13 protein-coding genes are annotated in these 14,376 nt (G+C 71.7%); 12 read left to right on the forward strand and 1 reads right to left on the reverse strand.

The genetic code is table 11. The features are described 5' to 3' along the window. Positions 1–41: 41 nt before the first annotated feature. The 9 genes from ligD (at position 42) to ABZ826_RS02130 (ending at position 10,573) form a co-directional block, all read left to right on the forward strand. Entirely contained in the window at positions 42–938 is an 897-nt protein-coding gene (ligD, locus tag ABZ826_RS02090; RefSeq protein ID WP_361440767.1) for a non-homologous end-joining DNA ligase, read from the forward strand. A gap of 270 nt (positions 939–1,208) precedes the next feature. After that, positions 1,209–3,389: a PBS lyase gene (locus tag ABZ826_RS02095; RefSeq protein ID WP_361440770.1), complete on the forward strand. Its 2,181-nt coding sequence runs from the start codon at positions 1,209–1,211 to the stop codon at positions 3,387–3,389. Then, entirely contained in the window at positions 3,386–3,721 is a 336-nt protein-coding gene (locus tag ABZ826_RS02100; RefSeq protein WP_361440773.1) for a zinc-ribbon domain-containing protein, read from the forward strand. Before ABZ826_RS02095 ends, ABZ826_RS02100 begins: the two co-directional genes overlap by 4 nt. Positions 3,722–3,880: 159 nt before the next feature. Next, positions 3,881–4,630, forward strand: coding sequence for a hypothetical protein (locus ABZ826_RS02105; protein WP_361440776.1), 750 nt, complete (start codon positions 3,881–3,883; stop codon positions 4,628–4,630). Continuing rightward, on the forward strand, positions 4,627–5,976 hold the full coding sequence (locus tag ABZ826_RS02110) for a HAMP domain-containing sensor histidine kinase (protein ID WP_361440779.1): 1,350 nt from the start codon (positions 4,627–4,629) through the stop codon (positions 5,974–5,976). The genes ABZ826_RS02105 and ABZ826_RS02110 overlap by 4 nt, the downstream gene beginning before the upstream one ends. A 117-nt stretch (positions 5,977–6,093) precedes the next feature. Further along, positions 6,094–7,473, forward strand: a complete 1,380-nt coding sequence (locus tag ABZ826_RS02115; protein ID WP_361440782.1) for an FtsW/RodA/SpoVE family cell cycle protein — start codon at positions 6,094–6,096, stop codon at positions 7,471–7,473. 97 nt (positions 7,474–7,570) lie between these two features. After that, positions 7,571–9,028, forward strand: a complete 1,458-nt coding sequence (locus ABZ826_RS02120; protein WP_361440785.1) for a penicillin-binding transpeptidase domain-containing protein — start codon at positions 7,571–7,573, stop codon at positions 9,026–9,028. A 4-nt stretch (positions 9,029–9,032) separates the two neighbouring features. Beyond that, positions 9,033–10,100 (forward strand): amidase, encoded by a 1,068-nt coding sequence (locus ABZ826_RS02125; protein WP_361440788.1) that lies wholly within the window; start codon positions 9,033–9,035, stop codon positions 10,098–10,100. Beyond that, entirely contained in the window at positions 10,097–10,573 is a 477-nt protein-coding gene (locus ABZ826_RS02130) for a DUF3291 domain-containing protein (protein ID WP_361440791.1), read from the forward strand. The genes ABZ826_RS02125 and ABZ826_RS02130 overlap by 4 nt, the downstream gene beginning before the upstream one ends. Positions 10,574–10,818: 245 nt before the next feature. On the opposite strand, the gene ABZ826_RS02135 is transcribed toward ABZ826_RS02130, so the two are convergent. Beyond that, positions 10,819–11,940 carry a ferritin-like domain-containing protein gene (locus ABZ826_RS02135; protein WP_361440794.1) on the reverse strand — a complete coding sequence of 374 codons (1,122 nt, stop codon included), beginning with the start codon at positions 11,938–11,940 and terminating at the stop codon, positions 10,819–10,821. 177 nt (positions 11,941–12,117) lie between these two features. Between ABZ826_RS02135 and ABZ826_RS02140 the strand changes: the two genes are divergently transcribed. From ABZ826_RS02140 to ABZ826_RS02150, 3 genes are all read left to right on the forward strand, one after another. Beyond that, complete coding sequence (locus ABZ826_RS02140) at positions 12,118–13,053, forward strand: diiron oxygenase (RefSeq protein WP_361440797.1); 936 nt, start codon at positions 12,118–12,120, stop codon at positions 13,051–13,053. A 259-nt stretch (positions 13,054–13,312) separates the two neighbouring features. After that, the gene (locus ABZ826_RS02145) at positions 13,313–14,062 is read left to right on the forward strand and encodes a TetR/AcrR family transcriptional regulator (RefSeq protein WP_361440800.1); all 750 of its coding nucleotides are present in this window, start codon (positions 13,313–13,315) and stop codon (positions 14,060–14,062) included. 17 nt (positions 14,063–14,079) lie between these two features. Next, positions 14,080–14,346 (forward strand): hypothetical protein, encoded by a 267-nt coding sequence (locus tag ABZ826_RS02150; RefSeq protein ID WP_361440803.1) that lies wholly within the window; start codon positions 14,080–14,082, stop codon positions 14,344–14,346. Positions 14,347–14,376: the final 30 nt, after the last annotated feature.

The raw sequence follows: 14,376 nt of genomic DNA on the forward strand, positions 1-14,376 counted from the left end.
ATAAATACCTATAGATCCAAAATGCATGTGATTCTTATCGTATGACGCCGATCACGGAGGTGGAGGGGCGGCGGCTGGCGCTCAGCAATCTCGACAAGGTCCTTTATCCGGCCACCGGGACCACCAAGGGCGAGGTGCTCCACTACTACGCGGCCACCGCCGCGGAGGCCCTGCTGACACATCTGCGCGACCGGCCGGTGTCCTTCCTGCGCTATCCGGACGGGCCGGACGGGCAGCGCTTCTTCACCAAGAACCCGCCGCCGGGTACGCCGTCCTGGGTACGGACCACCCCGGTGCCGCGCAGCGAGGACAAGCAGGCCCGCCAGGTGGTCGTACAGGATCTGGCCTCGCTGATGTGGGCGGCCAACCTGGTGGTGGAGTTCCACACCCCGCAGTGGCGGACCGATGCGCCCGGGACGGCCGACCGGATGGTGTTCGACCTGGACCCCGGAGCGCCCGCGACCGCGGTGGAGTGCTGCGCGGTGGCCGTGTGGCTGCGCGAGCGGCTGGCAGCGGACGGGCTGTCCGCGTACACGAAGACCTCCGGGTCGAAGGGGCTGCATCTGCTCGTACCGCTGGAGCCGACCGCCGCCGATCGGGTGTCGGCCTACGCGAAAGGGCTGGCCGTCGAGGCGGAGCTGGAGCTTCCGGAGCTGGTCGTGCACCGGATGACGCGGGCGCTGCGACCGGGGAAGGTCTTCGTCGACTTCAGTCAGAACGCGGCGTCGAAGACGACCGCCGCCCCCTACACGCTGCGCGCCCGCCCCGAACCGACCGTCTCCGCGCCCGTCACCTGGACGGAGATCGAGGAGTGCCGGGCGCCGCAGGAACTGAACTTCCTGGCGAATGACATGGGGGCACGCCTGGAGCGGTACGGGGACCTGCTCGGGCCGCTCGCCGATCCGGGCCGGGCACGGCCCCTGCCGGTCGCGCGCTAGACATTCCCCCGCCCCCGTCTCTCCGGCCTCAGGGGCCTCAGGGGCCTCCGGCCATGGACTCGCCCCGGCCTTCCGACGTACGACCGGCCCTCCGCACCCGGGTCACCGTCGTCAGAAGCGGACGCTCCGGTTCGACCCGCCGTTATCGCATGGCGGGGATCTTTGTCATGTCCGTAAGGAAATGACCGCATGTGGAGGGCGGATCGTCCGAGCGGTGGTGCAGACTCCTCGCAGACACTGCTTCGTGGAAGTGCGTGGGGAGGCGATGGCGTGTTCGCAGGGATCGACGAGGTCGACTGGGCCTCGATGGAGCATGCCTATGGGCCTGCCGATGATGTGCCGACGATGCTGCGGGGACTGGCGTCCGCCGATCCGGCGGAGCGCGAGGTGGCGCTGGACGGCATGTACGGGGCCGTTCACCACCAGGGTGATGTGTACGCCTGCACGCTGGCCTGCATTCCTTTTCTCTTCGAGCTGGCCGTGGACCCGGGGATTCAGGACCGGGGCAGCATCGTCGAGCTGCTCACCAGCATCGGCGGCATCGATCTGGACGAGGACGACGAGGACGATCTGGACGAGGAGGAGATCGAGGGCGCGGCCAACTACGCGATGGCGGCGACCGCCGTCACGGCGGGCTCCGGGGTGTTCTGCGAGCTGATGGCCGACGAGGACCCGGGAGTGCGGCTCGCCGCACCCCTGGCACTGGCCACGCTCCACAGCCACCCGGCGCGGGTGCTCGCGCTGCTGCGGGAGCGGCTCCCAGTGGAGCCGGCCGAGGAGGTGCGGCTCGCGCTGGTCGAGGCGGCCGGGCGGGTCGCGCTGCGGCATCGTGGGCTGGCGGGACAGGCGGCCGACTGGCTGACCCGGCTGGCCGGTGAGGGCTTTCCGCCGGGACTGCGGCTCGCCGCGCTGGCACAGCTGGCCCGGTGTGCGCCGGACGCGCTGCCGGGCGATGTCGTACGGGTGGTGACGGGGCTGCTGCGTCAGTTGCGCTCGACGCCCCGGCGCCGCTCCGGGGCGGCCCCCGCGGCCGATGCACAGGCCGGTCCGGCCGAAGCGGCCGCGGCCGTCGACGCGCACACCGAGGCGTCGGGGGCCGGTGAGCCGCCCGGCGAGGAGCGGGTCGCGCCGGTGACCACGGTGGGGCAGTTGCGGGCGCTGTCCGACGAGGAGACCTCCGGGCGCTCCGCCCCCTGGACGGCGGATCTGCTGCGGACCCTGCACGTCGGGCTCGACGACCGGGTCGCCGAGCGGACGGCGCTGCTGGCCGATCAGCTGCGCAGCCCCGACCACCGGCAGCGGATCGACGCCCTCCGGATGAGCAACGGGCTGATCAGGGCCTGGCGCGGCTCGTACGAGGAGCTGGTCCGGCTGGTCGGTGAGCAGCTCGCCACCCCTGAGCCACGGCTGGCCGAGGCCGCCGCGCATGTGCTGGAGGAGCTGTTCGGGCTCGCCGCGCCCGCTGCCGACGCACTGGCGGCGCGGGTGGCGGCCGACCCCGGCGCCTGGGTGCAGAACTGGTCGAACGGACCTCCGGGGCTCGGCAGCGCCGTGAAGGCGCTGGCCCGGCTGGGCGACGCCCGTGCCGTGCCCGCGCTGGCCGCGGCGCTGGAGCGGCCCGAGGTGCCGCACGACGTGGGCTTCGCCATCGGCCACATGGGGGCGGCGGCCGTCCCGTTGACCGACGTGCTGCGCCGCAGGCTCGGTGAGGTCCGGCTCGACGCGGGGGCGTACGACCGGGCCGGGCCGCTGCTCGCGGGACTCACCGCGCTGCGGGCGGACGAGGCGGTGCCGGAGGTACTGCGGGTGCTGCGCGGCGCGCCGGACCACCGGGGCGGGTGGCTGCGCACGGCGGCGCTGCGGGCGCTGGCGTCGTTCGGGCCCACGGCGCACTCCGCCGCACCCGAGCTGCGCGCGCTGCTGCACCGTCCGGGAGCCGCCTCGGCGACGGAGGTGGCCCAGGCCCTGTGGGCGGTCGACGGGGACACCGACGCCGTACTGCCGGTGCTGATCGAAGGCCTGCAGGCGGAGCGCGGCCACGAGCGGCGCTCCGCGCTGAACGCGCTGGGCGGGCTCGGGACGCGGGCGGCGGTGACGGCGCCCCGGCTGCGTGCACTGCTCCGGCACGAGGAGCCGTGGCTCCGGGTGGACGCGGCGATCGCGCTGTGGGATGTGTCCGGGCGGGCCGGGGAATCCGTGCCGGTGCTCCTGGCGGCCTGGGAACAGCACCGCCATGTCCGGGTCCGGGTGGCGGAATGCCTGGCGCGGAAGGGGGTCACTGGTGCAGGGTCGGACGCGGCACACGCACTACGCGCCGAGCTCGCCTCCGTACGCCGTCACAACGCGATGGACGGCGGATACGGCAGTCACGACACATACGAGGACGAAAGGCTGCTGGCGCTCTGCCGGCAGGCACTTCTGGGGAAGACGGGGAAGGGTCCCACCACATGATCATTTTCGGTACGCGAGGATATCTGTACCAGCTGGCCATTCTGACGCTGGTCTGCGGCTGGTGCGGCAATCCGGCCGCGCACACGCTGCGCAAGCGGGTCACCAAGTTCACGCTGTTCTTCGTGCCGCTGTTCCCGTTCTCGACGAAGTTCGCGACCCAGTGCACGTTCTGCGGCGGTGAGCAGCAGATCGCCAAGGAGCAGGCCGAGCAGCTGCTGGCGCAGCACGCCGCCTCGCAGGGCGGCAATCCGTTCGGGCAGGCGCAGACTCAGGGACAGGGCCAGCCGGGATACGCGCCGGGCGGACAGGGCCAGAACCCCTACCAGCGCTGAATCGTCACTTCCGCACCATCGCCGCGGACAGCCGTTCCCGGCCCGGGCCGCGCACCGGTCGGACAGCCGTTACCGGCAGCCTCTCAGCACTAAATAGGCATAAAGGACTTCCTTCCGAATAAGGTCTATGAGGTATGGACCACGGAAAGGGAGGGTGTCATGCGTCGGGAGCGCCGGGTGCGGAACCGCACGGCGGCGGCGGTCGGGGCCGTCGTCGGCGCCGCACTCCTGGCCGGTTGCGGTGTCGGCGGCGGGCTGAAGAGCGCCGGGCCGGCCCCGACCGCCGTCGGGCCCGCCCTGCTCTGGCCCGAACTGCCGCCCGCCTCCGCCGCGCCGTACGACTACGGCGAGGGCGAGACCGCGCGGATACCCGGGATCAAGGTCCCGGACGGCAACGTGCACCGTCTGGATCCGGTGGCGGTGGTGCGGGCCGGCCTGAAGGCCCGGCCCAACCGGTCCAGCGGCACCGCCGACCTGCCCGCCGAAACGGTCCGCCGTATCGACGCGTGCCATTCCGATCCGGCTTCCTGTCCCGTGCTGCGGCCCTACTTCCGTGATCTGACGGGCGACGGCAAGGACGAGATGGTGGTCGGCATCCGGCTGCCGGACCACCAGCTCTCCGTACGGGTCTACATGCCCCAGGCGGGCGGCCTGACCCGGATCCTGTCCACCTCGGACGCCGTGATCAGTGTCCAGCTGGCCGGGCGGGATCTGATCATCCGGGCCCCGTCGGCCATCACCGGCTACGAGTACCGCACCGCCTGGTCCTGGGACAGCCGGCAGCGCGCGATGCTGCCCACCCGGGACGAGATCCTGCGGACACCTCCGTCCCCGGCCCCACGTCCGCACACCACGACCGCCCCGCCGACCGCCAAGCCGTCCGCCGGTATCTCCGCGGAGCGCCGGTGAGCCGCCACAAGACGGCGCGGCGCGGACCGCGCAGGCCTTCCTGGACCGCGACGCTCACCTGGAAGTCGGCCGTCTTCATCACCGTGATGTGCTGCGCCCTCGCCGCACTGCTGAGCGTGCTGGTCCACGGCGAGGTCACGCATCAAACTGTCAGCCAGGCCCGCGAGAAGGCGCTGTCACGACTGGAGGACGTCACCGTCGCCTACGAGACGGGCGAGGCGCTCCCACCGGGTTCCGGCATCGATCCGCCGGGGCTGCCCGACTCCCTGCGCGCACTGGCCGTGGGCGGTCGACGCGGCACGCTCGTCGCCTATCAGAACGGGCGGCCGGCCATGTGGGCGGCGGCTCCGGCCGACGGCCGCGCGCTGGCCACGGCGGTGGACTACAGCCAGAGCGCCCGCACCATCGACGATCTCGACGGGGCGATCGTCGGTTCCTCCCTGCTGGCCACCGGCGCCACGCTGCTGGTCGGCGCGCTCGCCGTCACCCGCGTCACCCGGAGGCTGCACCAGACGGCCCAGGTGGCCGGCCGGATCAGCGCGGGCGACCTCGACGCCCGCGTCGACGACCCGCGCACTGCGGACCCCTCGCGCCCCCAGGACGAGGTGGCGATCGTCGCCGGCGCGCTGGACACGATGGCGTCCACGCTCCAGCGCAAGCTGCAGACCGAACAGCGGTTCACGGCCGATGTGGCGCATGAGCTCCGCACCCCGCTGACCGGCCTCTCGGCCGCCGCCGAACTGCTGCCGCCGGGGCGGCCGTCGGAGCTGGTGCAGGACCGGGTCCGGACGATGCGGGCGCTGACGGAGGACCTGCTGGAGATCTCCCGGCTCGACGCCCGTACGGAACCGGTCGATCTCGATGTGCACGAGCTGGCGCCGCTCGTCGAGCGCGTGGTGCGCGCGTCCGGGGCGGGGACCGGGATCCGTTGCGTGGAGGACGGCCGGGAAGGCCCGCACGCGCCCGTGCGGGTCGAGACCGACAGGCGCCGCCTGGAGCGGGTGCTGGGCAATCTGATCACCAACGCGCACAAGCACGGCCGGCCCCCGGTGGTGCTGACGGTCGACGGGCCGACGGTGACCGTACGCGATCACGGGCCGGGCTTCCCGGCCTATCTGCTGGAGGACGGTCCGCAGCGGTTCCGCACCGAGGGCGGCACGGGACACGGTCTCGGGCTGACCATCGCCGTCGGGCAGGCGGCGGCGATCGGCGCCATTCTGGTCTTCTCCGACGCCCCGGACGGCGGAGCGGTGGCGCGGCTGACGCTCCCCGAGTACGTACCGTTCGACGACGGCGCCGCGGGGAGCCGCGAGGATCCGGATCCCTCTTCGCACCGGGAGAGGTGACGGCACTTCGGCGCCGCACCCCGACGCTGCCGGACGCCGAGCGCGCCTTTCAGACATCCGGACATACGCACTATGACATAAGGGAAATAGACACCACCTCTTGCTACGTTGCGGGGCATGACCGCAACGACGGCGGACGCACCCCCGCCCGATCTACGTCTGCCCAAGCGGCGCGGAGTCGAGCTTCTGCTCCTCATCGGGGCCGTCCTCATCCCCGTCTACGGCTACGCCGCCGTCGGCCTGGCCCGGAACGGCGCGGTCCCGCCCGATGTGGCCGGATACGGCGCGGGCCTGGGGCTGCTCGCCCTCCTGGCCCATCTCGCGGTCCGCTTCCGGGCCCCGTACGCCGATCCGCTGCTGCTGCCCATCGCCGTACTGCTCAACGGGCTCGGCCTGGTGCTGATCTACCGGCTCGATCTGGAGACGCCGAAGGACCAGGCGGCCCCCACCCAGCTGATCTGGTCCACCCTCGGGGTGGCGCTCTTCATCGTGGTGGTCGTCTTCCTCCGCGACCACCGGGTGCTCCAGCGGTACGCCTACCTCTCGGTCGCCACCGCCCTGGTCCTGATGATCGTGCCGATCTTCTTCCCCGCGGTGAACGGCGCCAAGATCTGGATCCGGGTCGGCGGATTTTCCTTCCAGCCGGGCGAGTTCGCCAAGATCCTGCTCGCCGTGTTCTTCGCCGCGTATCTCGCCGCGAACCGCAACGCCCTCGCCTACACCGGCCGCCAGATCTGGAAGCTCCAGCTCCCCACCGGGCGGGTGCTCGGCCCGATCGTGGCGATCTGGCTGCTCAGCGTCGGTGTGCTGGTCCTGGAGCGCGATCTGGGCACGTCACTGCTGTTCTTCGGCCTCTTCGTGATCATGCTGTACGTGGCGACCGGCCGGACCGGCTGGATCGCGGTCGGCCTGCTGCTCGCCGCCGTCGGCGCGTTCGTGGTCGGCTCCCTCGAACCGCATGTGCACAGCCGGGTCGAGGACTGGCTCGACCCGTTCGCCACCATCAAGGCGGGCCAGGGCCCCAGTCAGCTGGCCCAGTCGCTGTTCGCGTTCGCCGCGGGCGGGATGCTCGGTACCGGGCTCGGGCTCGGCCACTCCATCCTCATCGGCTTCGCCGCCAAGTCCGACTTCATTCTGGCGACCGCGGGCGAGGAGCTCGGGCTGACCGGGCTGACCGCGATCTTCCTGCTGTACGCGCTGCTCGTCGCCCGCGGCTACCGGGCCGGCCTCGCCCTGCGCGACCCCTTCGGGCGGCTGCTCTCGATCGGTCTCGCCTCGATCCTGGCCCTCCAGGTGTTCGTGATCGCGGGCGGGGTGATGGGGCTGATCCCGCTGACCGGCATGGCGATGCCGTTCCTCGCCCAGGGCGGTTCGTCCGTCGTCACCAACTGGATCATCGTGGCGCTGCTGATCCGGGTCAGCGACCAGGCCCGCAGACCGCACCCCGAACATGCGGAGACCGGAATCGTCGCACGGATGGTGGAGGACGAGCCGTGACCCCGTACCCGCGAGCGGCGCGCTCGCACCAGCAGGCGGTGCCGCCGTACCCGCGAGCCGTGACCCCCCACCCGCCGTCGGCCCCGGAGGACAGGCCGTGATCCGCTACATCCGCCGGGCCGCCGCGCTCTGTCTGCTGCTCCTCGTCGCGCTGCTGCTGAACGCCGCGCGCATCCAGGTCTTCGAGGCCGACAGTCTGGACAACAACCCGGCCAACCGCCGTCTCACGATCGCCCGTTACCACCAACCGCGCGGCAGCATCCTGGTCGACGGCACGTCCGTGACCGGTTCCGAGAACACCGGTGAGCAGCTCGCGTACGAGCGCACGTACAAGGACGGCCCGCTGTACGCACCGGTGACCGGCTACGCCTCGCAGACGTACGGCACGACCCTGATCGAGCACGCCGAGGACGACATCCTCTCCGGCACCGACCCGATGCTCGCCCCGCTGCCCCTGTGGAACGAGATCACCCGTGGCCGGCAGCCCGGCGGCAACGTCGTCACGACCATCAAGGACACGGTGCAGCGCGCCGCCTACGACGGGCTCGGCGGGCGGCGGGGCGCGGTCGCCGCCGTCGAACCGTCGACCGGCCGGATCCTGGCGCTGGTCTCGTCCCCCTCGTACGATCCCGGGCTGCTCTCCGGCACGGGTTCGTCCGTGACGGACGCCTGGCGGCGGTTGAACGCGGACAGGAGCCAGCCCATGCTCAACCGGGCGATCCGGCAGACCTATCCGCCGGGCTCCACCTTCAAGATCGTGACGGCGGCGGCGGCGCTCGACGCGGGCGTCGTCACCGATCCCGACGCCGAGACCGACACCCCGTCCCCCTATGTACTGCCGGGCACGACGACCACGCTGCCCAACGAGGCGCAGGGCTGCGAGAACGCCTCGCTCGCCGAGGCGATCCGGGTCTCCTGCAACACGGTGATGGCGGAACTGGGGGTGCGGGTCGGGCTGAAGGGCATGGTGGACGCGGTGCGGAAGTTCGGCTTCAACGACACCGGACTGAAGATCCCGTCGGGGGTGGCGAAGAGCAACTTCGACACACGCATGTCGGACGACCAGCTGGCGCTGTCGTCGATCGGCCAGTTCGACACGACGGCGACACCGCTCCAGATGGCGATGGTGGCCTCGGCCGTGGCGAACGGCGGCGACCTCAAGTACCCGTATCTGGTGGAGCGTACGACCACGAGAGGCGGCTCGACCGTCCACCGCGAAGGCACGCGCACCTACCACCGGGCCATGGACTCGCCAACGGCCTCTCGGCTGCGGAGGATGATGGTCGACGTCGTGGAGCAGGGCACCGGGTCCAACGCCGCCATCGACGGGGTGACGGTCGGCGGCAAGACCGGCACCGCGCAGCACGGCATCGACAACACGGGAAGGCCGTACGCCTGGTTCATCTCCTGGGCGCAGGCACCGGATTCGGGGCAGCCGGCCGTCGCGGTCGCCGTGGTCGTCGAGGACGCCGCCGCCGACCGGGCCGACATCAGCGGCGGTGGCAACGCGGCCCCGATCGCCCGTTCCGTCATGCGGGCGGCTCTGGGAGGCTGAGCGTGTGACGGATGCGGGTGCGGCGGACCTGGCGCTGGAGCGGATCGGTCGGGAGGATCCGCGCCTGTGCGCGTTCATCGAGGTGTGGCACGAGAGGGTGGCCGCCGGGGCCGAATCCGCCCGTCGGCTCCCGCTGGGCGGAATGCCGTTCGCGGTCAAGGGGCCTGCCGGCATCCGTTCGTACACGGCCCGACGGCTGATCGCCGCCGGTGGCCTGCCGGTCGGCGCGACCTCGGTGCCCGGCCCCGGCACGCCCTGGCAGACGTGGGGGCTGGGCACGCACGGCCGTACGGTCAATCCGTGGCGCCCCGACCGCACCCCGGGCGGCTCCTCGGCGGGTTCGGCGGTGGCGGTCGCGGCGGATCTCGTGGACCTGGCGACCGGCAGCGACGGGGCGGGGTCGGTCCGGATCCCGGCGGCATGGTGCGGGGTGTTCGGCCTGAAGACGACGAACGGCCTGCTGCCGTCGCCCGACCGGTCCGGGCTCGCGTCCGCCGGGGTGCTGGCCCGTTCGGCGGCGCACGCCCAGACGTTCCTGCGCTGTGTCCTGGACGGCTGCGAACCGGCGACCGCGACCCTCCCCGTCCCCGCCGTGCTCAGCCCCGATCTGGGGTACGCGCGGGTCGACCCGGAGGTCGGGTCCGTCGTCCGGCGGGCGGTGCGGCGGCTCGTGACGGCCAAAGTGGTGCGGCTCGTGGACCGTACGTGCGGGCTGCTCGATCCGCGAGAGGCGTGGCAGGCGGTCCGCAGCGGGGAGCCGACCCCGGCCGCCTCGGAGCTCCGACGCGAGAACGACCTGCGGCTCGACGCCCTGTTCGCCCGTACGCCCCTGCTGCTCACCCCGGCCACCCCCAACCGCCCGCACGGGCACGACGGTCCGGGCGAACTCTACTCGACCGCGCTGACCTGGGCGTTCAACCTCAGCGGACATCCCGCCGCGAGCGTGCCCGCGGGATTCACGGCGGATGGCTGCCCGGTCGGACTCCAGTTGGTCGCGGAGCGCGGGGCGGATGTCTCGCTGCTCGGAATGGCCCGTGCGGTGGAGAGCGCACTGACTACCGTGCAGCCATGACTTTCAGCGACCGGCAGACCGGCCACGAACTGGCCCAGGTGAACATAGCCCGCCTCAGATTTCCCCTGGACTCCCCCGAACTGAAGGACTTCGTCGACGCCCTCGACCCGGTGAACGCGGTCGCCGACGAGGCGGCCGGCTTCGTCTGGCGGCTGCAGAGCGAGACCGGCAACGCCACCGACGTACCGGTCTTCGGGGACAGCTGGCTGATCGTGAACATGTCGGTGTGGCGCGACACGGACGCGCTGACGGCGTTCATGTACCAGGGGCAGCACCGCGAACTGCTGGCGCGGCGGCGCGAGTGGTTCGAGCGCGTGGAGGAGGCGATGACGGCCCTGTGGTGGGTACCGTCGGGCGAGCGCCCTACGGTGCGGAACGCCGAGGAACGCCTGCGCCACCTGCGCGAACACGGGCCCACGGAGAGGGCGTTCACCCTGCGGAAGCCCTTCCCCGCGCCTGTCGCGACGGGTTGACCGGGCGGGGCGAAGGCCGCCTGCCGCCAAGGGCCGACCGGACGCGGAGAACCGTACCGGCCGCGACGGACGCACCGGACTCGGCGAACGGCACCGGGCGTGACGGGCCCGCCGGGCGGGGGCGGACAGGGCGCACGGCACCGGGCGCTAAAGCCCTGACGCCCCGGTTCACCGGCGCGCGGGTGACAGCCGTCGCGCCGGCGCCCCAGCACCCCCTGCCGCCCACGGCTGCCGCGCCCGCCCCCTCATTCCCCCGACGGGCCCGCCGCGCCGCCCTGCGCCATCGCCTCTTCGACCTCGGCGACCCTGGCCTGCTCCTCGGCCGCGAACCGGTCGCGGTCGAGTTGCTCGGCGGTCTCCTCGTCCTGGGCCATGAGCAGGTCCAGGCTGGAGTCGCCGAGCTCGAAGACGCCCATGTCGACGTAGGCCTTCTGGAGCCGTTCGCCCCACAGGCCGATGTCCTTGACGCACGGCACGATCCGGCTGAACAGCAGCTTGCGGAAGAGCTGCAGGAACGGCGACTGCTCCGAGAGGTCATTGGCCTCCTTCCTGCCGACGCCGAAGTTCTCCAGCACCTCGACGCCTCGGAGCCGGTCCCGCATCAGGTAGCAGCCCTCGATGACGAACTCCTCGCGTTCGCGCAGTTCGGCGTCGCTCAGCTGCTTGTAGTAGTCCCGCAGCGCCATCCGCCCGAAGGCGACGTGCCGGGCCTCGTCCTGCATGACGTACGCCAGGATCTGCTTGGGCAGCGGCTTGTTCGTCGTGTCGCGGATCATGCCGAACGCGGCCAGGGCGAGCCCTTCGATGAGGACCTGCATGCCGAGGTACGGCATGTCCCAGCGCGAGTCGCGCAGGGTGTCGCCGAGCAGCCCCTGGAGGTTGTCGTTGATCGGATAGAGCATGCCGATCTTCTCGTGCAGGAACCGGGCGTATATCTCCGCGTGCCGGGCCTCGTCCATGGTCTGGGTCGCGGAGTAGAACTTCGCGTCCAGGTCGGGCACGGACTCCACGATCCTGGCCGCGCAGACCATGGCGCCCTGCTCACCGTGGAGGAACTGGCTGAACTGCCAGGCGGTGTAGTGCTTGCGCAGCTCTCCCCGGTCCTTCTCGGTCATCTTTGCCCAGTGCGGAGTGTCGTACAGGGTGAGGGCGTCGTCGGGGGTGCCGAGCGGGTCGGCGGGGTCGACCTCCAGGGACCAGTCGATGCGCTTGTTGCCGTCCCACTGCTTGTCCTTGCCCTTCTGGTAGAGGGCGAGCAGGCGTTCGCGGCCGTCGTCGTAGTCCCAGCTGAAGCGGGCCGCTCCGGAGGCGGGCACCTGCCACAGCGGCGTGTCGGGGGCGGTGGTGTAGAGGTCGTGTGTCGACACGGACGGCTCCTTCGCCTTGCGTTTCCGATAAGTTCCGCGGCGGTTGCCTCAGTTGGCAGGTTCACACGTTGCTAGACACCGGGTCAACAAGTAACACGCAAGGGATTGACGGCCTTGCTGACGAGCAGTCTCATAAGGAGTGACCGCCGGTAACCCACAGGTGAGGTATCTCCAGCCATGACGACCGTGACCGCACGCGACGTGCAGTTGCTCCGCGACGCACTCGGCCCGCTCCGGGACCGCGAACAGATCGCCGAGCGGCTGCTCGAATCCTCGGCCAAGCACTCCTTCGACCCGGACAAGGAACTCGACTGGGACGCGGGGACCGAGGACGGCAAATGGTTCTGGCCGCCCGAGCTCGTCTCGCTCTACGACACCCCGCTGTGGCGGAAGATGTCCGAGGAACAGCGGATGGACCTGTCCAGGCACGAGGCGGCGTCACTGGCCTCGCTGGGCATCTGGTTCGAGATCATCCTCATGCAGCTGCTGGTCCGGCACATCTACGACAAGCCGCCGACCAGCAACCACGTCCGTTACGCGCTCACCGAGATAGCCGACGAGTGCCGGCACTCGATGATGTTCGGCCGCATGATCAAGTGGAGCCGGGCACCCGACTACCCCGTGCCGCGCGTCTATCACAACCTCGCACGCGTACTGAAGACCATCTCCACCACGCCCGGTTCGTTCGCGGCGACCCTGCTCGGCGAGGAGATCCTCGACTGGATGCAGCGGCTGACGTTCCCGGACGAGCGCGTCCAGACACTGGTGCGCGGGGTGACCCGCATCCATGTCGTCGAGGAGGCCCGGCACGTCCGCTACGCCCGCGAGGAGCTGCGCCGTCAGATGGTGACCGCCCCGCGCTGGGAGCGCGAACTCACCCGGGTGAGCTGCGGCGAGGCGGCCCGGGTCTTCTCCGTCTGCTTCATCAATCCGCGGGCCTACGAGAGCGTCGGCCTGGACCGTCGCGAGGCAGTCGCCCAGGTGAAGGCGAGCGGCCACCGGGCGGAGGTCATGCAGAGCGGCGCGAAGCGACTGACGGACTTCCTCGACGACATCGGGGTGCTGGGCGGGGTGGGACGCAGGCTGTGGAAGAGCTCGGGCCTGCTGGCCTGAACCGTCCCCCTGGGGCGGAACCCACCCGGGGCCTGTCCGGCGGATCGCGTCCGGGGCCACACCCGATCCCGGCGGAAGACCCTGAGCGTTGCCCCGTAATCCCTGGCGGATCAGCGCGCGGCGTCGGATGCGGTGCATCGCAGGGCGGAGAGACGTCCGCACACCGGATGTATGCGGACGTTCCGACAACGCAGCGCGGCGCCTCAGCTGTCGTCGCACGCCCGCCAGGGCTTACGGGACAGCCCTTAGGCTTCGACGTATGACCTCCGCCGCCGCAGCCCCGCCGACCCGCGCCTACCGAAGGCTCAGCGTCGAGGAACGCCGCACCCAGCTCCTCGGTGCGGCGCTCACCCTCTTCGCCCACCGGGCCCCCGACGAGGTCTCGCTCGACGAGGTGGCGACGGTCGCCGGAGTCTCCCGCCCGCTCGTGTACCGCTACTTCCCGGGCGGGCGGCAGCAGTTGTACGAGGCGGCACTCCGGTCCGCCGCCGAGAAGCTGATCCTGTGCTTCAGCGAGCCGCCCGTGGGGCCGCCCACCGAGCGGGTGCAGCGGGTGCTCGACCGCTATCTCGCCTTCGTCGACGAGCACGACGCCGGGTTCAGCGCACTGCTGCGCGGCGGCAGTGTCGTCGGGACGTCCCGTACGACGGCGATCGTCGACGAGGTACGGCGGGCGGCGGCCGAGCAGATCCTGCTGCACCTGGGCCGGGGCGGCACGGCTCCCGGGCCCCGGCTGCGGATGATGGTGCGCACCTGGATCGCTGCCGTCGAGGCGGCGTCCCTGATCTGGCTGGACGAGGGGAAGCGGCCCGCCGCGGCCGATCTGCGCGACTGGCTGGTCGACCAGCTGATCGTGCTGCTGGCCGCCACGGCGGCGACGGACCCGGAGACCGCCTCGGCGGTGACGGAACTGCTGCCGCTGGAGACCGCCGCGGGCCCGGCCGGACGGCTGGCGGAGCGGCTGATCCCGGTGGTCGGCGGAGCGGCCCATCTGCTGCCCGAGAACTGATCGGTCACACTGGGACGGTGCGAAGCGAGAACACCCCCTTCACCGGCGGCCCCCTGGACGGGCGGGTCCTGCCCGTCCTCGTCGGCCCGACCGGCCATCCGCCCAAGTGGTACGAGGTCCCGGTACCGGCCGCCGACGGCGGGCCCGCCACCGTGTACGCGTACCACAGGGTCCCGGCCGGTCACTCCGAGCGGCTGGGGCTCCCGCGCGGCTGGGTGTACGAGTACGCCCCCGAGGGCCGTGCGCGGCACAGCCCCAAGTGGCCCTGGTCGAAGCCGGACTGAGGGCAGTCGGCCCCTCCCGGCCGTGGGGCA

Origin of the sequence: Streptomyces sp. NPDC047515 (genome assembly GCF_040643055.1) — a bacterium.
Lineage (GTDB): Bacteria > Actinomycetota > Actinomycetes > Streptomycetales > Streptomycetaceae > Streptomyces.

Excerpts from the sequence above, each read along its gene's own strand:
- ligD (WP_361440767.1), top strand. The coding sequence starts at position 42 with ATGACGCCGATCACGGAGGTGGAGGGGCGGCGGCTGGCGCTCAGCAAT.
- ABZ826_RS02100 (WP_361440773.1), top strand. The coding sequence starts at position 3,386 with ATGATCATTTTCGGTACGCGAGGATATCTGTACCAGCTGGCCATTCTG.
- ABZ826_RS02105 (WP_361440776.1), top strand. The coding sequence starts at position 3,881 with ATGCGTCGGGAGCGCCGGGTGCGGAACCGCACGGCGGCGGCGGTCGGG.
- ABZ826_RS02115 (WP_361440782.1), top strand. The coding sequence starts at position 6,094 with ATGACCGCAACGACGGCGGACGCACCCCCGCCCGATCTACGTCTGCCC.
- ABZ826_RS02130 (WP_361440791.1), top strand. The coding sequence starts at position 10,097 with ATGACTTTCAGCGACCGGCAGACCGGCCACGAACTGGCCCAGGTGAAC.
- ABZ826_RS02140 (WP_361440797.1), top strand. The coding sequence starts at position 12,118 with ATGACGACCGTGACCGCACGCGACGTGCAGTTGCTCCGCGACGCACTC.
- ABZ826_RS02145 (WP_361440800.1), top strand. The coding sequence starts at position 13,313 with ATGACCTCCGCCGCCGCAGCCCCGCCGACCCGCGCCTACCGAAGGCTC.